The sequence below is a fragment of the Priestia sp. YIM B13551 genome (assembly GCF_042787905.1).
In the GTDB taxonomy this organism is placed as follows: Bacteria; Bacillota; Bacilli; order Bacillales; family Bacillaceae_H; genus Priestia.
Genome location: NZ_JBHZOX010000002.1, coordinates 1,333,925 through 1,353,274, shown reverse-complemented (window position 1 = coordinate 1,353,274; position 19,350 = coordinate 1,333,925). Strand labels below are relative to the sequence as shown.

At 38.8% G+C, this 19,350-nt stretch carries 23 protein-coding genes; 16 read left to right on the top strand and 7 right to left on the bottom strand.

From position 1 onward, the window contains the following. The first annotated feature begins 55 nt into the window (after window positions 1–55). Entirely contained in the window at window positions 56–979 is a 924-nt protein-coding gene (gene rnz, locus ACFX4N_RS16565) for a ribonuclease Z (RefSeq protein WP_057274002.1), read from the top strand. A 27-nt stretch (window positions 980–1,006) separates the two neighbouring features. Here rnz and namA read toward each other — a convergent pair whose 3' ends face one another. Both namA and proI read right to left on the bottom strand, forming a co-directional pair. Then, window positions 1,007–2,023, bottom strand: a complete 1,017-nt coding sequence (gene namA / locus ACFX4N_RS16560; RefSeq protein ID WP_029320280.1) for an NADPH dehydrogenase NamA — start codon at window positions 2,021–2,023, stop codon at window positions 1,007–1,009. Between the two features lie 137 nt (window positions 2,024–2,160). Then, window positions 2,161–3,009, bottom strand: a complete 849-nt coding sequence (proI, locus tag ACFX4N_RS16555; protein WP_013059097.1) for a pyrroline-5-carboxylate reductase ProI — start codon at window positions 3,007–3,009, stop codon at window positions 2,161–2,163. 262 nt (window positions 3,010–3,271) lie between these two features. Between proI and ACFX4N_RS16550 the strand changes: the two genes are divergently transcribed. Continuing rightward, complete coding sequence (locus ACFX4N_RS16550; RefSeq protein WP_013059096.1) at window positions 3,272–4,228, top strand: MBL fold metallo-hydrolase; 957 nt, start codon at window positions 3,272–3,274, stop codon at window positions 4,226–4,228. A 23-nt stretch (window positions 4,229–4,251) separates the two neighbouring features. After that, on the top strand, window positions 4,252–5,046 hold the full coding sequence (locus ACFX4N_RS16545; RefSeq protein WP_013059095.1) for an SDR family NAD(P)-dependent oxidoreductase: 795 nt from the start codon (window positions 4,252–4,254) through the stop codon (window positions 5,044–5,046). Window positions 5,047–5,119: 73 nt separating this feature from the next. Here ACFX4N_RS16545 and ACFX4N_RS16540 read toward each other — a convergent pair whose 3' ends face one another. Continuing rightward, window positions 5,120–5,335 (bottom strand): CDGSH iron-sulfur domain-containing protein, encoded by a 216-nt coding sequence (locus ACFX4N_RS16540; protein WP_013059094.1) that lies wholly within the window; start codon window positions 5,333–5,335, stop codon window positions 5,120–5,122. A gap of 130 nt (window positions 5,336–5,465) precedes the next feature. On the opposite strand from ACFX4N_RS16540, the gene ACFX4N_RS16535 reads away from it, so the two are divergent. Continuing rightward, window positions 5,466–5,804, top strand: coding sequence for an iron-sulfur cluster biosynthesis family protein (locus ACFX4N_RS16535; RefSeq protein ID WP_013059093.1), 339 nt, complete (start codon window positions 5,466–5,468; stop codon window positions 5,802–5,804). On the opposite strand, the gene ACFX4N_RS16530 is transcribed toward ACFX4N_RS16535, so the two are convergent. Both ACFX4N_RS16530 and ACFX4N_RS16525 read right to left on the bottom strand, forming a co-directional pair. Next, window positions 5,801–6,712 (bottom strand): alpha/beta hydrolase, encoded by a 912-nt coding sequence (locus ACFX4N_RS16530; RefSeq protein ID WP_057274001.1) that lies wholly within the window; start codon window positions 6,710–6,712, stop codon window positions 5,801–5,803. The genes ACFX4N_RS16535 and ACFX4N_RS16530 overlap by 4 nt on opposite strands. A 68-nt stretch (window positions 6,713–6,780) precedes the next feature. Then, on the bottom strand, window positions 6,781–7,677 hold the full coding sequence (locus ACFX4N_RS16525) for a hydroxymethylglutaryl-CoA lyase (protein ID WP_013059091.1): 897 nt from the start codon (window positions 7,675–7,677) through the stop codon (window positions 6,781–6,783). Window positions 7,678–7,854: 177 nt separating this feature from the next. Between ACFX4N_RS16525 and ACFX4N_RS16520 the strand changes: the two genes are divergently transcribed. The 4 genes from ACFX4N_RS16520 to ACFX4N_RS16505 all read left to right on the top strand — a co-directional run bounded on the left by ACFX4N_RS16520 (window position 7,855) and on the right by ACFX4N_RS16505 (window position 10,969). Next, window positions 7,855–9,042 carry an acetyl-CoA C-acetyltransferase gene (locus ACFX4N_RS16520; RefSeq protein ID WP_013059090.1) on the top strand — a complete coding sequence of 396 codons (1,188 nt, stop codon included), beginning with the start codon at window positions 7,855–7,857 and terminating at the stop codon, window positions 9,040–9,042. Window positions 9,043–9,277: 235 nt separating this feature from the next. Next, on the top strand, window positions 9,278–9,967 hold the full coding sequence (locus tag ACFX4N_RS16515; RefSeq protein WP_013059089.1) for a CoA transferase subunit A: 690 nt from the start codon (window positions 9,278–9,280) through the stop codon (window positions 9,965–9,967). A gap of 20 nt (window positions 9,968–9,987) precedes the next feature. Continuing rightward, complete coding sequence (locus tag ACFX4N_RS16510; protein ID WP_016765510.1) at window positions 9,988–10,656, top strand: 3-oxoacid CoA-transferase subunit B; 669 nt, start codon at window positions 9,988–9,990, stop codon at window positions 10,654–10,656. Window positions 10,657–10,720: 64 nt separating this feature from the next. Then, window positions 10,721–10,969: a YqkE family protein gene (locus tag ACFX4N_RS16505; protein WP_016765509.1), complete on the top strand. Its 249-nt coding sequence runs from the start codon at window positions 10,721–10,723 to the stop codon at window positions 10,967–10,969. Window positions 10,970–10,996: 27 nt separating this feature from the next. Here the strand turns inward: ACFX4N_RS16505 and ACFX4N_RS16500 are convergent, their stop codons facing one another. Next, entirely contained in the window at window positions 10,997–11,914 is a 918-nt protein-coding gene (locus ACFX4N_RS16500) for an aldo/keto reductase (protein ID WP_029320304.1), read from the bottom strand. Between the two features lie 93 nt (window positions 11,915–12,007). Continuing rightward, entirely contained in the window at window positions 12,008–12,172 is a 165-nt protein-coding gene (gene mciZ, locus ACFX4N_RS16495) for a Z-ring formation inhibitor MciZ (protein WP_013059085.1), read from the bottom strand. A gap of 71 nt (window positions 12,173–12,243) precedes the next feature. Between mciZ and ACFX4N_RS16490 the strand changes: the two genes are divergently transcribed. The 8 genes from ACFX4N_RS16490 (at window position 12,244) to ACFX4N_RS16455 (ending at window position 19,316) form a co-directional block, all read left to right on the top strand. Then, complete coding sequence (locus tag ACFX4N_RS16490) at window positions 12,244–12,795, top strand: NUDIX hydrolase (RefSeq protein WP_192099998.1); 552 nt, start codon at window positions 12,244–12,246, stop codon at window positions 12,793–12,795. A 478-nt stretch (window positions 12,796–13,273) separates the two neighbouring features. After that, on the top strand, window positions 13,274–13,918 hold the full coding sequence (spoIIM, locus tag ACFX4N_RS16485; protein ID WP_025750451.1) for a stage II sporulation protein M: 645 nt from the start codon (window positions 13,274–13,276) through the stop codon (window positions 13,916–13,918). A gap of 112 nt (window positions 13,919–14,030) precedes the next feature. Beyond that, the gene (gene fur, locus ACFX4N_RS16480) at window positions 14,031–14,483 is read left to right on the top strand and encodes a ferric iron uptake transcriptional regulator (protein WP_013059082.1); all 453 of its coding nucleotides are present in this window, start codon (window positions 14,031–14,033) and stop codon (window positions 14,481–14,483) included. Between the two features lie 196 nt (window positions 14,484–14,679). Continuing rightward, window positions 14,680–14,907, top strand: coding sequence for a YqzK family protein (locus tag ACFX4N_RS16475; RefSeq protein ID WP_013059081.1), 228 nt, complete (start codon window positions 14,680–14,682; stop codon window positions 14,905–14,907). 6 nt (window positions 14,908–14,913) lie between these two features. Continuing rightward, window positions 14,914–15,807 (top strand): site-specific tyrosine recombinase XerD, encoded by an 894-nt coding sequence (xerD, locus tag ACFX4N_RS16470; protein WP_192100000.1) that lies wholly within the window; start codon window positions 14,914–14,916, stop codon window positions 15,805–15,807. Window positions 15,808–16,004: 197 nt separating this feature from the next. Further along, window positions 16,005–17,186: a phosphopentomutase gene (gene deoB / locus ACFX4N_RS16465; RefSeq protein WP_013059079.1), complete on the top strand. Its 1,182-nt coding sequence runs from the start codon at window positions 16,005–16,007 to the stop codon at window positions 17,184–17,186. Window positions 17,187–17,202: 16 nt separating this feature from the next. Further along, the gene (locus tag ACFX4N_RS16460) at window positions 17,203–18,033 is read left to right on the top strand and encodes a purine-nucleoside phosphorylase (protein WP_013084938.1); all 831 of its coding nucleotides are present in this window, start codon (window positions 17,203–17,205) and stop codon (window positions 18,031–18,033) included. Window positions 18,034–18,149: 116 nt separating this feature from the next. Further along, the gene (locus ACFX4N_RS16455) at window positions 18,150–19,316 is read left to right on the top strand and encodes a D-alanyl-D-alanine carboxypeptidase family protein (protein WP_028410701.1); all 1,167 of its coding nucleotides are present in this window, start codon (window positions 18,150–18,152) and stop codon (window positions 19,314–19,316) included. Window positions 19,317–19,350: the final 34 nt, after the last annotated feature.

The window sequence follows — 19,350 nt, the reverse complement described above, 5'->3', positions numbered from 1 at the left end:
AAGCCTGTATAATATACTTACAGGCTTTTTGTGCGTGCGAAGGAGGAAGTAGAAAATGGAATTGTTATTTTTAGGAACGGGTGCAGGAGTACCGGCGAAACAGCGGAATGTTTCATCTCTTGCGCTCGAACTTTTGCAAGAAAGAGGGGCGGTGTGGCTTTTTGATTGTGGAGAAGCAACGCAGCATCAAATTTTACATACAACCGTTAAACCGAGGCGAATTGAGAAAATTTTTATTACACACCTTCACGGTGATCATATTTACGGACTGCCTGGACTCCTTGGAAGCCGTTCGTTTCAAGGCGGAGAATCGCTGCTTACTGTATACGGGCCAAAAGGAATTAAAGAATTTATTAAAGTCACGCTGGCTGTAAGTCAAACTCATCTGCAATATCCTCTAGAGGTTGTTGAAATAGAAGAGGAAAGTGGAACGATTTTTGAAGATGAAACTTTTTCAGTAGAGTTTGGCAAGCTTGAACATGGCATTTTATCTTATGGATATCGAGTTGTCGAAAAAGATTTGCCAGGATCACTGGACGTTCAGCGTTTAAAAGAGATGAATATTCCCCCAGGGCCTCATTATCAGCAGTTAAAAGAAGGGAAAGAAGTAGTATTAAAAGATGGGCGCCTTATTAATGGTCAAGAATTTGTAGGAGAGCCTAAAAAAGGGAAGGTCATCACGGTTTTAGGAGATACAAGAAAGTGCATACAAAGTGTTCAGCTTGCTATGCATGCGAATGTGTTAATCCATGAAGCTACTTTTGCAGCGGGAGACGAGGAGCTCGCTTACAACTACTTTCATTCTACTGCAAAAGAAGCGGCTGAAATTGCTAACACAGCATCGGCCGAGCGTCTTATTTTATCTCATATTAGTTCGCGTTACCAAGGAGACGCAGTCAGCCGGCTAGCAGAAGGAGCAAAAGAAATTTTTCCAAATACCGATATAGCAGAAGACTTGAAAAGGTTTACGATTTCATAAAAAAGACGAGGGTATCCTCGTCTTTTTTTACCATCCGCGTTCGTACTGCACGGGTGCTGAAATTGTTTCATTTAGTTCTTTTGCCGCCGTGCGCGGGAAGTACGGATCACGCAGAAGTTCGCGCGCAACAAAAATTAAATCAGCGCGTTCGCTTTGCAGAATCTCTTCTGCTTGTCGTCCAGTTGTAATTAATCCAACTGCGCCTGTATCAATATTTGCCTGCTGCTTAATTTTATCTGCAAACGGCACTTGATAGCCAGGATATACGTTGATTGGAGCGTGTACAAGAGCACCGGAACTAACATCAATTAAGTCGACGCCTTGTTCTTTCATCCATTTTGCAAATACAACGTGATCATCGACTGTTAATCCGCCTTCTGTATAGTCAGAAGCAGAAACACGGACAAATAAAGGGCCGTCCCACTCTGTTTTCACAGCTTCAATAATTTCCTTTAAGAAACGATAGCGATTTTCTGCGCTGCCGCCATATTCGTCGCTGCGCTTATTGCTTAGCGGCGATAGAAATTGATGTACTAAATAACCGTGTGCCGCATGAAGCTCGATAATATCAAACCCAGCTTCTTTTGAACGTCGAGCGCTTTCTTTAAAGGCAGAAATCGTTTCATGAATTTGTTCTGTGGTCATTTCCACAGGTTTTTTACTTTTATCATCAAAAGCAATAGCGGAAGGAGCATAAATATCGCCTTCAACAGTTGCTTTACGTCCTGCGTGTGCAAGTTGAATGGCCGTTTTTGCACCGTTTTCTTTTAGCTGTGTCACAAGTTTCGTTAATCCATCTCTTTGTTCATCATTCCAAATTCCCAAGTCTTGAGCTGAAATACGACCTTGTGGCACGACAGCTGAGGCTTCAACCATAATGAGACCTACTTGCCCAATGGCACGAGTTGTGTAGTGAATCATATGAAAGTCGGTTATTACGCCGTCTTCCTTTTCGCATGAATACATGCACATGGGTGACATTACAATTCGGTTTTTTAATGTTACATCTTTCACTGTATAAGGTGAAAATAGTTTTGTTGTCATTTGGTTTAACCTCCAATTATTTCGATACTCTAAACAAAAATTATTATATCACCGCCTTGAATTTTCTTTCACATAATCTGCTTATCCATTTTTAATCATAAAAAAACCTCTTTCTTTTTTTAGAAAGAGGTGAACCTCTACGAACGTTTACTCGAGATTTTTTCGTCAATCGTATCTCCTAAATATTTGGAGCGAATTGTAGCTTGTTCAATACACTGCATCATGGCTTCTTGGAAGTTATGAGAAATAAGCTGTTCAATTCCTGCTTCTGTTGTGCCGCCGGGACTCATCACTTCTTTTCGAAGTACGGCTGGCGTTTTAGGTGACTGTTTTAGCATTTCTGCAGCACCGATAAGAGTTTGAAGAATTAGTTCGTTTGACACTGACGTATCCAAGCCTTGTTTTTCAGCTGCTTTTTCCATTGCTTCTACTAAATAGTAGACATATGCTGGGCCGCTTCCAGATAGTCCTGTTACAGCGTGAAGCTGCTCTTCCTCTACAGTTGTAACCGTACCAATCGTTTCAAATAAAGCAGTAGTAACGTTCATATGCTCTGCTGTAGCAAACTTGCCGGGTGCAATGGCTGTAGCCGATAATCCAATAGAGGCCGATGTATTTGGCATAGCTCTTACAACCGCTACTTCTTGGTCAAACAAGTTTACAATTGTGGCAGTCGATACACCTGCTAAAACAGAGAGAACGAGGTGGTGCGGACGAATATAGGACTTAATCGTATCGATGCTTTCCGCTACGTCTTTTGGTTTAATAGCAAGCACGACGATATCGCTTTTTTCGATTAACAAGGCATGATTACGCGTAATGTTAATTTCATAGGCGTTTCGAAGTTCGTGAAGTCTTTTATCGTTGCTATGATTTGTTACCGTGATTTGATTGGGGCGAAGCTTTTTATCTGACAGCAGCCCTGAGATCATGGCTTCAGCCATTGATCCAGCTCCAATAAAGGCGATGTTTAGATCCGTTTTCATTAAAAGTTCCTCCAGTCATTTGCTATCCAATGAAAACAGATACTGAGATTTCAGTATCTGTTAAAGGTTTGTGTATCTCTTCTTTATAAAATGCATAGTTATCTAAAGATATGAATAAAACTTCACTATATTTCTGTCATTATGCAATGAAAAAGAGAAGGATGTCAATGTAATTTTCAGAAAACGAATGCAATTGTATAAATAACAGGAAAAATCGTGTAAACTTAAAAGAAAATGCGATGGTAAAGGAGCAAAAATACAGATGAATGAGCAATTATATAAAATTGTGCTGCCTACTCCTTTTGCGGTAGGAGATGTGAATGTTTTTGTTATAAAAGGTCAGACCGTTACGCTAATCGATGCTGGTATTAAGACGGAGGCAGCGTGGTCTGTATTTAAAGAAAAGCTTAATGAAATAGGATTAAAACCAGATGATATTAAGCAAGTTGTCCTAACTCATCATCATCCTGATCACGTAGGAATGCTTGATTTTTTTGATAAAGATATCGCCATAGTCGGTCATGCGAAAAATCAGCCTTGGATCTCCCAAAATCCAAATTTTTTTGAGTGGTACGATGCGTTTTTTGAAGATCACTTTATGAAAGCCGGCGTAGATGAAAGGTTTCGCCCTTATTTAAAACGTTTAAAAGCATCAATGAAGTATTCATGTCACCGTTCTCTTACAACTTCTGTTCAGGAAGGAGATTACATTCCGGGCCTAGAGAGTTGGAAAGTACTTGAAGTACCCGGTCATGCTCAAAGCCATATTGCATTATACAATGAAAGAACAGCGGTTATGATTGGAGGAGATTTACTGTTAAAGCATATTTCATCTAATCCGCTCATTGAACCTCCTATGAAACCAAGCGGCGAGCGACCTAAAACGCTTCTTCAATATAATCATTCATTAAGACGTCTCCTTGACTTAGAGATAAACTGTATCTATACAGGTCATGGAGATGAAGTGTTACATGTTCGCCAACTTGTACAAGAGAGGTTACAAAAGCAGAGCGACCGAGCGGATAAAGTGCTTAGCATGATAAAAGAACGCCCTCAAACAGCGTTTGATATTTGCAAACAGCTATTTCCTACTATTTATGAAAAAGAACTAGGGCTAACTCTTTCTGAAACAATTGGTCAGCTCGATTTTTTAGAAGATGCAAATAAAATCAGTACACATGAAAAAGAAAGTAAGCTTATTTATTCTGTGTGCTCTTAACTTATAAAAAAGGTGTGTTATATTTGAAATCCTCGTTAAAGAACCAATATGTCGTGATTACAGGCGCTTCAGGAGGTCTTGGAGAACATTTAGCTTATGAAGTGGCCAAAAGAGGGGGCGTCCCCGTTTTGCTTGCACGTACAGAAGAAAAGCTGCACCGAGTAGCGGAGCAAATTAGTCAAAAGTATGGGATTACCTCTTACATATATAAAGCTGACGTAGCGAACGTAGAGGAAGTCAAAAGAGTCGTTCAGAAAATGATGAGTGAAATTAAGCGTGTTGATGTCCTGATTAATAATGCGGGCTTTGGTGTATTTGAAGAAGTGAAAGAAGCATCGATTAAGACAATTGCCTCAATGTTTCAAGTCAATGTTATTGGATTAATTGCATGTACACAAGAAATTTTAGCTTATATGCTAAAAGAAAACAAAGGACATATTATTAACATTGCTTCTCAAGCAGGCAAACTTGCAACGCCTAAATCCAGTGGCTATTCAGCTTCTAAACATGCCGTGCTAGGGTTTACCAACAGCCTGCGAATGGAATTAGCGAAAACAGATATCTATGTCACGGCAGTGAATCCAGGTCCTATTCAAACCAACTTCTTTTCAATAGCAGATCAATCAGGAAACTATGAAAAAAGTGTAGAAAAGTTTATGTTAACCCCTCAATACGTAGCTGAAAAAACGGTCAATATTATTGGGAAACCAAAACGAGAAGTCAACTTGCCTAAGTGGATGAATATAGGTTCGAAGATGTATCAGCTTGCCCCGGGGCTCGTAGAAAAATTGGCAGGGGATGCGTTTAATAGAAAATAACCTGTGCTTTAACCACAGGTTACCAATGTTTTTCGTTAACGGTTTTGTTCAGTAAGGCTGTATTTCTATAAATCTACTGCTCGTCTAAAATTTTTGCAGCGCGCACACAAGAGTCGAATTTTCCTTTATGGTTTCCGTCGCAAAAGGGCATCTTTTGCGACTGGCCACATCGGCATAGTGAAAATGTCGGCTTTGTTTCAAATTTGTTGCCGTCTGCATCAATTAATTCAACGTCTCCAGTGACACGGAAAGAGCCGTTATCCATTACTTTAATTTGTACTTTTGACATAGAAAAACCTCCTTTTTGTACACATCTATATGAAGCGCCAGAGTTTAATGAAAGCGAGATGTGTATTATACTCATTATATAAGCAATTTTCGTTTGTTTATACAATTAGTTTAAAAGGAGTTAAAGGAAAATGAATATTACCTTTACTGATAAAGCGATAGCAAAAGTACAAGAAAAGTACGGGAAAGATTCTTCACTATATTTAAAATTAAAATACGATACGGATGGATGCGGCTGTGTCGTGAGCGGCGTAACGACGCTATGGATTGTTGATGAAAAAGAGAGCGATGATGTAACCATCGAGACGAATTTTGTTCCTGTTCTTGTCGAAAAAACAAAGCAAGTATTTTTAGATGATAATATGACGATTGACTACAATGAAAGTGCATATACGTTTATGCTAAAATGTCCTTCTCAAATTTTAAATCCGCGCATGTCATTTATCGATAAAACAAAAGAAGCGCTTTAAAGCGCTTCTTTTTGTATTTTTTCTAAAAATGATTCAATAACTTGTTCATATTCCTCTGGGTTATCAGCATACGAGCGGGCATGAGTGCCTACAGGTGCTAAATAAATCCGTTTTGCTCCCATTTTTTTGGCATGCAGCTGCTCCGTCATTTTAGGAAGAATATAGTCATCTTCTTTACTATGGATAAACAGAACAGGATGTTTGATTTGATCTACGACTGAAATGGGTGATACGTCTTTAAATGAGTAGCCTTCTCGCCATTTTAAAATAATATTAGCTGCTGGCATCACAAGCTGTTTGGGCAGGTGGAAATCTTGTTTTAAGCGATAGGCAAGAAGTTCTTCCAAGTCAGAAAAAGGGCAGTCGACAATATAAAAATCAGCTCCGTCTTCCATTCCAGCATACAAAAGAGTGGTCGCAGCTCCCATAGACTCCCCGTGAATCCCAAGGGAAATAGTTGAACCGAATTGTTCTTTTACCCAATGAACAACGGATTGAAGGTCCAGCTTTTCATAATAGCCGTAGCTCGTTGTTTTCCCTTCAGACTTGCCGTGGCGGCGATGATCATAAAGAACGACGTTCCATCCCAGCTTTAGAAAAAGCCGAGCATACTTCATAGAGTTGAGTGAATGAACTGTAACTCCGTGCGAAAGAATCATAAATCGGTTATTGTCGTGTTGTTTAATAACGGTCCCAGCTATGTTATAGCCTAAAGAAGAAGGAAGCACAAATGCTTCTTTAGGAAGAGTGCTATAGACTTTCTCATCATAAAAGCCATCTTCCGTATCGCGGTCAATAATAACTTTGTCGGTCTTTTTACGGATGTACATCATTTGATTTGTAAAAAAGATGCCAAGAGCGGCAAATGCTCCGAAAACACTTCCTATTAATAATAGCCATTTTTTCATGATTAGCGGCTCCTTTTGTTAATATAGCTATTATTTATTATAGCATCGCTCTCATAAAAACCTAATTTTTAACGCTGTGCAAACAAAGAGTATTGCTTGCTTTCAATCGGTCTTGAAATGTGAGGAGCGATAAAATCGACCGCTTCGAGCAGCTTTTCTTCATTAATAGAAGTGGAAATACCCATTTCATGAAGCATAAAGACGAGATCTTCCGTAGCTACGTTTCCCGTTGCTCCCTTAGCGAATGGACATCCACCTACCCCGCCAGCGGATGAATCGAACCTGTTAATACCGGCTTGCAGAGCTGCATAGATATTTGCAATGGCTAATCCTCTCGTATCGTGAAAGTGCGCAGCAAGTAGGGTGTGTGGAAAGTTTTGTTTTAATTTCGAGAAAAGTGAAAATACATCTTTAGGGTTTGCCATGCCAATTGTATCGGCAACGCTTAGTTCATTCACTCCAGCCTCCACAAAGCTTTCGCAAAGAGCCAGCACGTCGCGTTCATGTATTTTTCCTTCATACGGGCAATAAAAGGCGGTGGAAATGCAAGTTCGAATAAAACATTCTTGCTGCTTGAGCTGCTGAATGAGAGGAAGCAGCGTTTGTACAGCTTCTTTGGTGTGTTTGTTAATATTTTTTTGATTAAAGGTATCGCTTACGCCAATAAACAGCGCAACGGAGCGGCAATTAGCTTGCAGTGCTTTTTCCAAGCCTTTTTGATTCGGCACAAGTACAATGTTTCGGCATGTATCAGACTGAAATGTATTTGCAACAGTAGAAGCATCTTTCATTTGAGGAACCCATTTTGGAGAAACAAAGGATGTAATTTCGATTTCGGATAGTCCAGCTTCTTTTAATTTTTTGATAAAATTAATTTTTTTATCAGTTGGAACAAAATTTTTTTCATTTTGAAGTCCATCTCGTGGACCAACTTCTATAATTGTTACTTTTTCAGGAAATCCCATAAACCGCTCTCCTCCTACATTGTAAACGCTTACTAATATTCATTTTAATTCTAAAAAATTAAAATTCAATAAAAATTATAAATTTTTACAAAAAAAGAGGAATTTCGCAAGCGATGTCGAAATTAATACAGGTGACAGTTAATCACAGTAATCAAACAGTAAGGAGAGGTTTTCGACATGGGTCAAACAGAAGTAGTCATTGTAAGCGCTGTACGTACAGCAATCGGCAGCTTTGGGGGAAGCTTACAAAATGTATCCGCAACAACTTTAGGTGGTACTGTAATTAAAGAAGCTTTAAACAAAGTAGGGGTATCAGCAAACGAAGTAGATGAAGTTATCATGGGAAATGTCCTACAAGCAGGTTTAGGACAAAATCCAGCACGACAAGCAACTTTAGCAGCAGGTTTACCTGAAACTGTTTCAGCATTAACCATCAATAAAGTATGCGGATCAGGACTAAAAGCAGTACATCTCGCTACACAAGCGATTCTTGCTGGGGATGCTGATGTGATTGTTGCTGGTGGAATGGAAAACATGAGCCAAGCACCATACTTATTAAAAAATGCACGCAACGGGTTTAAAATGGGCGACCAAAAAGTAGTTGACAGCATGATTCAAGATGGATTATGGTGTGCATTTAACGACTACCATATGGGCGTTACAGCTGAAAATCTGTGTGATAAATATGAAATTACTCGCGACGAACAAGATGCGTTTGCAGCTTCAAGTCAGCAAAAAGCAGAAGCAGCTATTCAATCTGGTCGTTTCAAAGATGAAATCGTACCGGTAGAAGTGCCTGGAAGAAAAGGTCAAGTAACTATTTTTGAACAAGATGAGTTCCCGCGCGCAGGCACAACGGCTGAAAGTCTAGGGAAACTACGTCCAGCCTTCAAAAAAGACGGTTCTGTAACAGCTGGTAATGCATCTGGTATCAATGACGGTGCAGCGGCAGTAGTGGTAATGAGCCGTAAAAAAGCAGACGAGTTAGGCCTAACACCATTAGTGTCAATTAAAGCTAATGCAACTGCCGGAGTAGACCCAAGCATTATGGGAATCGGTCCTGTAAGCGCAGTGAAAAAGGCTCTGGAAAAAGCTGCTGTTTCATTAGAAGATGTTCAATTAGTAGAAGCAAACGAAGCATTCGCTGCACAGTCAATCGCTGTGGATCGTGAACTTCAATTTAATCATGATATTTTAAATGTGAACGGTGGAGCAATTGCGCTTGGACATCCTATTGGTGCAAGTGGTACACGTGTCCTAGTTTCACTTATTCATGAAATGCAAAAACGCGACGCAAAACTTGGGTTAGCAACGTTATGTATTGGCGGAGGCCAAGGCGTTGCAACAATCGTTGAACGTCCTTAATTTGATATAGTTTTAACAAACATTAAAGCTATATCACAACGCCACAGATTCCAAACATACAGCTTTGGAACTCGTGGCGTTTTTGTTTTTCCTTTAATTTGTCTAGTAATATAACTTTTTTGACAAAAAAATGATTAAATTATAATTTTCAGTTATATATATATTTAAAAAGAAATAAAAATCTTTTATAATAGATTAGAAAGCGTTTTCAAAAATAACGAAGGGGTGGTTATGTATGAAACAAGTACATACGTCGTTTAAAGAAGCGGTGAAAGATATTCACGACGGTGCTACGATTATGGTCGGTGGTTTTGGTTTATGTGGAATTCCGGAGAATTTGATTTTAGCGTTAGTTGAAACAGGGGTAAAAGATTTAACCGTAATTTCAAATAACTGCGGCGTAGACGACTGGGGACTTGGACTGCTTCTGAAAAACAAACAAATTAAAAAGATGATTGGTTCTTACGTGGGAGAAAATAAAGAGTTTGAAAGACAAGTATTGTCAGGAGAAATTGAAGTAGAATTGCTACCTCAAGGCACGCTAGCTGAAAAGATTCGCGCCGGCGGAGCGGGCATACCTGCATTTTATACACCAGCGGGAGTGGGAACACCCATTGCTGAAGGAAAAGAAGTTCGCGTGTTTGATGGAAAAGAATATTTACTAGAAGAGGCGTTAAAAGCTGATTTTAGTTTGGTTAGAGCTTGGAAAGCCGATCATATGGGGAACTTAGTGTATAACAAGACAGCGCGCAATTTCAGCCCAATGATTGCAGCAGCAGGAAAAGTGACGATAGCAGAAGTGGAGGAACTTCACCCAACAGGTTCACTTGATCCAAATATTATCCACACACCTAGTGTATATGTTCAATCGTTAATTATTGGTGAACAAGAAAAACGTATTGAGCGTTTAACCGTTCAAAAATAACAAAAGGGGAGAGATTTTTCATGATTGAAAACGGCGTGAACGTGAGAGAGCGAATTGCAAAACGTGCTGAAAAAGAAATTTTGGACGGATTTTATGTAAACCTTGGAATTGGTATTCCAACGCTTGTGGCTAATCATATCTCAGATAATAAAACGGTGGTGCTTCAGTCCGAAAACGGTCTATTAGGCATTGGACCATATCCGAAAGAAGGAGAAGTAGATCCTGATTTAATTAATGCAGGTAAAGAAACCGTAACGGCGACAAAAGGCGCCTCTTACTTCGATAGTGCTGAATCGTTTGGAATGATTCGCGGAGGGCATATTAACATTGCGATTTTAGGAGGAATGGAAGTCTCAAAAACTGGTGATTTGGCAAACTGGATGATTCCTGGAAAAATGATTAAAGGAATGGGCGGTGCAATGGATTTAGTTCACGGAGCACAGCGCATCATTGTTATTATGGAACATGTGACGAGAAAAGATGAGCCTAAAATCTTAAATGAGTGCAGCCTCCCTCTGACAGGAAAAGAGGTAGTGGATCGTATTATTACAGATCGAGCGGTCATTGATATTACGGCAGAAGGTCTAAAGCTTGTTGAAGTAGCGAAAGGCTATACGGTAGAAGATATTCAGCAATCTACAGAGCCAACTTTAATCATTGATGAACATGTAAAACTAGATGCATTTTGATTTTTGGTAACAAAAGCAAGAATATGATACAATATCTCTCAATTAAAGTAGCGGGGGAATTGTGATGGCTAAAAAAAAGCAAAAACAATCAGCACAAAAACAAAATGATCAGCTCAGTATCAAAGATCAGCTAAATGATAGCTTATTAAAACAGCTTCAAGCTAAAAAACAGGCGCTTTCTTTAAAAGAAGAAGAGCAGAAAGAAACAGAGCGTAAAGAAGCTGCTCGAATTCGAAAAGAAAAAGAAAAAAATAAGTCGTTTGAAGAACTGTTAAATGAAAGTGATTTGAACTGGTCTGAATTTAAAAAATAAAAGCGCCGATAAAGGCGCTTTTATTTTTTAACGGTGAGCTTCGTATTGATTTGCTTTAAAGATCGATTGCAGCTTGCTAATTTCAGTAGGCTGAAGCGGGGAAGCCTCGACAGCTTTGACGTTTTCGCGAAGCTGTGAAGAAGAGCTTGCTCCTGCTACAACCGAGGCTACCGTAGGATTAGCTAAACAGTATTGAAGTGCCGTTGAATTCAGGGAGTGAGTTGGTCGTACGTGACGAAATTCTTCTATCGTTTTTGCTAATTCCGTACCGCTATAATCTAAGTAGCCCTTGCCCTCGAATGCAGCAAGTTTTTGCTCTCCTTTTTCGGTTAGCAGTCCTTTGGCTACTGGACCTCTCGCTACAACGCTAATGCCGTTGTCATGTAAAAGAGGAAGTGCACTTTCTTCAGGTCGTCTGTCTAACAAGCTGTATTGCATCATGACGCTGACAATAGAAGAGTTTTGCACATACTCTCGAATCACATTTGGGCGGATAGATGAAATACCATAGTACCGAATGACGCCTTCTTGTTTTAATTCTTCAAATGCTTCAATCGTTTCCTCAATATTATCTTCGAGGGTCCCTCCGTGCAGCTGATATAAATCGATGTAATCCGTTTGAAGACGGCGCAGGCTTTCTTTTACTTCATCTTTTATGTAAACCTTTGACGGATCCCACGTCCAGCTGTCTTTTGCATCATTCCAGCGATTCCCCACTTTTGTGGCTAAAATAATATCATTTCTGCGTTTTTTTAGGGCTTGTCCCACAAACTTCTCGTTTAAGCCAAAATCATATAAATCTGCTGTATCGAAATAATTAATGCCATATTCGAGAGCTTCATCAATCATATTGACAGCGTGTTTTTGTTCCGTTCCAAGAGACATGCATCCTAAACCTAATGTACTGACGAGCAAGTCTGAAGTACCTAAGCGTCTTTTTTCCATATATGTCACTCCTTATTTTTTACTTGTTTCTATCTATTGTAGCGCTATGATAGAGGGAAACTCAAATAAGAAGATTAAAAAACTGCAGCACAATTAGTGTCTGCAGTCTGCTTGTTTGTAAGAATTAAAATTTTGAGAGATAGCGTTCGTCCACTCATCAACATACTGAAATTGTTCGCCGTATTCTTTTAACTTTTGCTTGATTTCCCATGCTTTACCGACCAAAATGATTTGCTTCTCGTGAACATAAACTTTCATTTTTTCTACCTCCCAAGATTCGTATGATAGAATATATGTAAGAGTCAAAAAAATAGAACGAGGTGTAGAAAATGGATCATTTAACAGAAAAAATGCTGTCTTCTGAAAAGCTGTTTGGAGGCAGAGTGATTGATTTGTACTTAGAAGAAGTAGAGCTTCCAAACGGAAAAACGAGTACAAGAGAAGTAGTTAAGCACCCTGGAGCCGTAGCTATCATTGCATTAACAAGCGATCATAAAATGGTTATGGTCAAACAGTATCGCAGGCCGATGGATCGTATTTTAGTCGAAATTCCAGCCGGCAAGCTAGAAAAAGGAGAAGAGCCGATTGTGACGGCAAAACGTGAGTTAGAAGAAGAAACGGGCTATACGACAGATTCGCTTAGCCATATTATTTCTTTTTATACATCACCAGGTTTTGCGGATGAGTTGGTGCACCTTTATTTAGCGGAAGATTTAAAAGTGATGACCACCAAAGCGGAATTAGACGAAGATGAATTTGTTGAAGTAATGGAAGTTACGGTAGATGAGGCGCTTACTTTTATTCAAAACAAGGAAATTTATGATGCAAAAACAGCCTATGCTGTGCAGTACTTACAGTTAAAAAGCGGATTAGGAGAGTAAGAGAGTTTTTTCTCTTACATACGAACGGCAATCTAGCAATTTAGAGGTTTACATTGAAACGTCATTTGATGTGAGAAAAAACAGGCATGCGTGTATCTCTAACTTAAAAAAATGTGTGACAACCATATTTTAGTTAAAGGAAAATCCGAACGATGAATAGAGATTCTTGATGGAGAATCAAATTCGTTCGGATTTTTTTTAGGTGATGGTGAATGTAGATTTCATTTATATAGTTGGTTCTAGCGGTTGATTGGAGGGCAAGGCGAAGACTCACCGGCCGCCCGCGGAAAGCGAAGCCTTGCATGGAAATCAACAACGGTGGCACAAGCCATCCATACTATCTCATTTGTTCTTATTTAGAATGGATTGATTTCATTATGTCTCATTCTCTTTTTTTATTTGATAGATTCAAAAGATTCTTGGCATAGTTTTTGTACTCTATCATACACTCTATTAAGCGATTAATAGGAGGAAGACGATGAGAAAAAAACAATTGCCATTATCGTATGCAAGACATTTTCAAGAAAACAGTTCTATTTATTTGTTTGTGACCGTGCTGTTTTTAATGGGAATCATTTTTGGGGCTATTGTTGTAAATAGTTTGACGCTTGATCAAAAAGAAGACCTGTACTTCTATTTAAACCGGTTTTTCGGACAGGTAAAGAGTGGAGAAGTAGCAAGCAGCGTTGAAATGTTTCAGCAAAGTTTTTTTCATAATGTTAAATACTTGGGGCTCATTTGGATATTAGGAATTGCCATTATTGGTTTGCCTGTAGTGTTAATTCTGCTGTTTTTAAAAGGAATGGTGATTGGTTTTACCGTAGGCTTTTTAGTCAATCAAATGGGACTCTCTGGGTTTGCGCTATCTTTTGTATCTGTTATGCCGCAAAATATCTTTCTCATACCGGCATTTCTGATCTTGTCTGCAGCTTCAGTTGCCTTTTCTTTGAAGCTTGTGCGGCAGCAATTCTTTAAAAAAGCAGCGGAGCCAATTTCCGCATCCTTTTTACGCTATAGCGGCACGATGATTGCAATGATATGTTTGGTTGCCTGTGCGGCTACAGTTGAAGCCTACGTATCACCTACTTTAATGAAAAGTGTAATGGCTCTATTAAATAAGTAAGAATAAGTATTAAGTAAAAAGAATTCTTTTTTCTTATTAATAATAACTTTATTTTGACACCCTCGACACATCTGATATAATGGATTAGTGAATGGCGAGGGAGGGAATAATTATGGAAAGTCGAATTGAGCGAATTAAGCAGCAGTTGCACTCAGCTAGCTATAAATTGACACCTCAACGTGAGGCGACTGTAAGAGTACTTCTTGAACATGAAGAGGATCATTTAAGTGCCGAAGATGTATATCTCCTCGTCAAGGAAAAGTCTCCGGAAATTGGATTGGCAACTGTTTATCGTACGTTAGAATTGTTAACTGAACTTAAAATTGTTGATAAAATAAACTTTGGCGATGGCGTTTCTCGCTACGATTTAAGACAAGAAGGAGCCGCACACTTTCATCATCACCTTGTGTGTATGGAATGTGGATCTGTGGACGAAATTCAAGAAGATTTGCTTGAAGACGTTGAAGAAATTGTGGAAAAGCAATGGAATTTTAAAATTAAAGATCACCGCTTGACATTTCATGGCATTTGCCATCGCTGTCAGGATAAAGAAGACAAGCAGTAAAAGCCTTTTCCCTAATGGAGAAGGTTTTTTGTCGTACATAAATAGAAAAAAATAACGAGGTTACAAGCTACATGGTTTTATAGAAAGAAAGGAAATGACCAGGAGAGAACTCAGCGTATAAAGGTAAGAAACATGTATAAAACCTGTCCCAATTGGCATATCTTCTAATAGAATCAAAAATTGGAGGAATTGTTTCATGAAATCATGGGCTGAAATGGTATATAATACATGTAAAGTATTTATCTTATTTACCGGGTTTACTCTTTTGTTTTATTTTGGAATGATATGGGTATCTCAAGAGTATCAAAATTATAAACGTTATGATGAGCCGTCGGGTTCAGCAGTTAAGGTCATGCAAGCAAGTGTGAACAAAGATCAGACGTGGCTAGAGCGTTTATTTATGTTTTATCAAAACGGGGAGTAGAGGCTATTGAATGATCAAATTCAAGATTTTATTCATTATTTAGTAGTAGAGCGGGGACTGGCGAAAAATACGATTGATTCGTATGAACGAGATTTAAAAAAGTATGCTCAATATTTAGAACATGTAGAGCAGGTGAAATCATTTAATGAAGTAACAAGACTCCACATCGTTAATTTTCTGAAATATTTAAGTGATCAGCAAAAGTCATCTAAAACGATTGCGAGACATGTGGCTTCAACTAGATCTTTTCATCAATTCTTACTAAGAGAAAAAGCAGCGGATACAGATCCATCCGTTCATATTGATACCCCGCAGCTTGAGCGCAAGCTGCCAAAAGTGCTAAATGCAGAAGAAGTAGAGGCGCTGTTAAATGTTTTTGATACATCGACGCCTTTTGGCATACGAGACAAAGCGATGCTTGAGTTGCTTTATGCTACTGGAATTCGTGTGTCTGAACTCGTTAACTTAAATATTGATGATGCACATTTGACGATGGGATTTATTCGTTGTATCGGAAAAGGAAATAAAGAAAGAATTGTCCCCATCGGAAGGTTGGCAACGGAGGCTATCGAAGAGTATTTACAGCATAGCCGGAGTGTTTTAACAAAGCAAAAGGAACAGGACAAAGCACTCTTTGTTAATCATCACGGAAGGCGTTTAACAAGGCAGGGGTTTTGGAAAATATTAAAAAAGTTAGCTTCTGAAGCAAAAATTGAAAAAGAATTAACTCCTCATACGTTACGGCATTCGTTTGCTACTCATTTGTTAGAGAACGGCGCGGACTTGAGAGCCGTTCAAGAAATGCTCGGGCATGCGGATATTTCGACCACTCAAATTTATACACATGTTACAAAAGCACGTTTAAAAGATGTATACAATCAGTTTCATCCGCGAGCGTAGGAAGATTCCAATGTCCAATGAGTTCATAGACATTGGTTTTTTTGATTGAAAACACTTTCATTTATGTGTACAAAAAAATAAAAAGCGTCTATACTAATAGAGAGGTCAGACTTCTGACCAATAAGAGAAGATGGTTAAATTATTTCCAAACGGGAATTTTATAGAGAATAAATAAATTGATATTTGGAGGGAATAAAATGGCGCATACATATAAACGCGTATTTTTAATTGTCATGGATTCAGTGGGTATCGGTGAATCACCGGATGCTGAAAAATACAATGATAAAGGTGCTGATACGTTTGGTCATATTGCAGAGCACTGTAACGGTCTTCATATGCCCAATATGGCTAAGCTTGGCCTAAGCAATATCCGTGAAATTAAAGGAATCGGTAAAGCCGAAAAACCGTTGGCTTACTATACAAAAATGCAGGAAGCTTCTGCAGGAAAAGATACAATGACAGGTCATTGGGAAATTATGGGTCTTAATATTGATACGCCTTTTAATGTATTTCCAGATGGATTTCCAGAAGAGCTGATTTCACAATTAGAAGAAAAAACAGGTCGAAAAATCATTGGGAACAAACCAGCGTCTGGTACAGAAATTTTGGATGAGCTAGGAAAACAGCATATGGAAACAGGTGACTTAATCGTCTATACATCAGCGGATTCTGTTTTGCAAATTGCTGCTCATGAAGAAATTGTTCCAATTGATGAATTGTACAAAATTTGTGAGATTGCTCGTGAATTAACGCTTGATGATCCATATATGATTGGACGTGTTATCGCTCGCCCGTTTTTAGGTGAACCAGGTAACTTTACACGTACATCCAATCGTCATGACTATGCATTAAAGCCTTTTGGACGTACAGTAATGAATGAATTAAAAGACAATGACATCGATGTTATTGCTATCGGTAAAATTTCTGATATTTACGACGGAGAAGGGGTAACAAAATCTCTTCGTACCAAATCGAATATGGACGGCATGGATAAGCTAGTTGATACATTAAACATGGACTTCACAGGCTTAAGCTTCTTAAATTTAGTTGATTTTGATGCTCTCTATGGTCATCGCCGCGATCCACAAGGATATGGGCAAGCACTTGAAGAATATGATGCACGCTTAGAAGAAGTATTTGATTTATTAAAAGAAGATGATTTATTGATTATTACAGCGGATCATGGAAATGACCCTGTTCATCATGGGACAGACCATACGCGTGAATACGTGCCGCTTCTTGTGTACAATAAAGGCATGCAAGAAGGAAAAGAACTTTCTATTCGTCAAACGTTTGCGGATATTGGCGCAACGGTAGCAGAAAATTTTGGCGTAGCAATGCCTAAGCATGGAAAGAGTTTTTTAAAAGAGCTGAATTAAGTAGGGGGAATGGAGTATGAAAAAAGAATATATCGAAAAAGCAGCAGCATATATTAAAAATCAATCAGCTGTTACACCAACAATTGGGCTTATTTTAGGTTCTGGACTAGGGGTATTAGCTGACGAAATTGAAGGCGCGGTAAAAATTCCGTATAACGACATTCCTGAGTTCCCGGTTTCAACAGTTGAAGGTCACGCAGGTCAATTAGTAATAGGTACTATTCATGACGTACCGGTTGTAGCTATGCAAGGACGTTTTCACTTTTATGAAGGGTACGCCCTTGATAAAGTAACATTTCCAGTGCGCGTAATGAAAGAAATCGGTGTAGAAACGTTGATTGTAACGAATGCAGCGGGCGGAGTAAACGAATCCTTTAATCCAGGAGACTTAATGATTATTTCTGATCATATTAATAACTTTGGAACCAACCCTTTGATTGGACCTAATGACTCTGATTTTGGAGTAAGGTTCCCGGATATGTCAACTGCTTACTGCAAGGATCTTCGTCAATTAGCGAAGAAAGTAGGAGCTGATTTAAATATCGCCTTACAAGAAGGTGTATATGTAGGAAATACAGGTCCAACATATGAAACGCCTGCTGAGGTGCGCATGCTTCGCATTATCGGGGGAGACGCGGTTGGCATGTCTACAGTGCCAGAAGTTATTGTGGCACGCCATGCAGGTATGAAAGTGCTAGGTATTTCTTGTATTTCTAATATGGCAGCTGGTATTTTAGATCAGCCGTTAAATCATGAAGAAGTAATTGAAACGACTGAAAAAGTAAAACAGCAGTTTTTATCGCTTGTAAAAGAAGTAGTAAAGCAGCTTCCAGCTTATCAAAAATAAGAAGAAAATATGACTTCAAGCATCGAGAATTTCTCGATGCTTTTTTTATTTCCCTTAGTATAAATCGATTATACCTTGGAAAAAATAGGTTGTATAAAGAATGGAGGTTTGTGGAGATGAAGCGAACTATTGTAAAGTTACTCGTTGTCATATTTTTATTTCCACTTATGACGCAACCTGTTTTAGCCGCAGAAAAAAAGAATTCTGAGCTTGCTGACAGTGCTAGGTCAGCTATTTTAATTGAACGGGATACAGGAAAAATTCTATACGAAAAAAATAGTAATCAAGAACTTCCCCCTGCCAGTATGACTAAAATTATGACAATGATTTTAATTATGGAGGCTTTGGATAAAGGGAAAATTACCTTAAAAGATAAAGTGCGGGCAAGTGAATATGCCGCTTCAATGGGAGGCTCACAAATCTTTTTAGAGCCCGGAGAAGAAATGACGGTAAATGATTTGCTGAAAGGGATTGCGATAGGTTCTGGTAACGATGCTTCTATGGCAATGGCTGAATATTTAGCTGGATCAGAAGAAAAATTTGTAGCAAAGATGAACCAAAAAGCGAAAGAGCTTGGTTTGACTCATACAAAATTTCAAAATCCGACAGGCCTGCCCGTAGAAAATCACTATAGTACAGCTCATGATATGGCCATGATGGGCAGAGAGCTGCTAAAGTATGAAAAAATTATTAACTATACAAGTAAATACGAAGCTTATTTGCGCACGGATACAGATAAGAAGTTTTGGTTAGTAAATACAAATCGCTTAGTGAAGTTTTATCCCGGCGTTGATGGACTCAAAACCGGATTTACAGGTCAAGCTAAGTATTGCCTAACAGCTACCGCTAAAAAGGGAAATATGCGTGTGTTAGCGGTTGTATTCGGTGCAAGCACGCCAAAAGATCGCAATAATCAAGTAACCAAAATGTTAGACTACGCATTCAGTCAATATACAACGAAGCCTTTATACAAAAAAGGAGACGTTATTACCAAGATAGATGTAAACAAGGGTAGCGAAGATCAGGTAACAGCTGTTACGTCCGAGCCTATTTCTGTTTTATTGAAAAAAGGAAATGCAGCCAAAGACGTTAAAACAGAAGTGAAAATGAACGAGAAGCTAAATGCGCCTATTCAAAAAGGCGACAAAATTGGAACGTTGACCATTAAGAAGGATAACAAAGTAGTTAGTTCTTCACCGCTTCTTGCAAAAGAAGATATCGATGCTGCTTCTTGGTGGAAGATATTCAAACGTACATTCTCTATTTTCTCTCAAACATCTTAAACAGCTAAATGTGACGAAATAGAACTAGTTTTGT